The following is a 543-nucleotide window of genomic DNA, read 5'->3' on the forward strand; positions in this document are numbered from 1 at the left end:
GGGGCGACCACCCGGGCGGGACTCCTGACCTCGCCGCTGCGCGATCGCTTCGGGATCGTCCAGCGCCTGGAGTTCTATGCCATCGGCGAGCTCACCGAGATCGTCACCCGCTCGGCGCGGCTGATGGGGGTCGAGGCGGACGCCGACGGCGCCCGGGAAGTGGCGCGCCGTTCCCGAGGTACCCCGCGCATCGCCAACCGCCTGCTGCGCCGCGTGCGCGACTACGCCGAGGTGCGCGGCAGCGGCCGTATCGACGCCGAGATCGCCGACCGGGCGCTGGACATGCTCCACGTCGACCATCACGGCCTGGATCACATGGACCGGCTTGCCGATGCTCGACGCCGTGTTCGATGTCCACCTCAACCATTACGGGATGGCGAACGATATCGGCGGCATGAGCCAAGGGATGGATTTCGACAGCCACGGAATGGATTTCGACAGCCAGACAGCAGGGATCAACCCCGCCAGCGGCTTGCCGATGGTCGACGACATGGTGGATATCAACAACAACATGTACGGAGTATCGGATGACATCGGCGGTAT

At 66.1% G+C, this 543-nt stretch carries 1 protein-coding gene and 1 pseudogene; both read left to right on the forward strand.

Annotation, left to right across the window (positions count from 1 at the left end):
• Positions 1-324, forward strand: a pseudogene (locus DS839_RS36050) (Holliday junction branch migration DNA helicase RuvB); the annotation flags it as partial.
• A 7-nt stretch (positions 325-331) separates the two neighbouring features.
• Positions 332-543 (forward strand): hypothetical protein (locus tag DS839_RS36825; RefSeq protein ID WP_162919032.1); only part of this gene is annotated, 212 nt, incomplete at its 3' end.

The organism is Taklimakanibacter deserti (assembly GCA_003574785.1).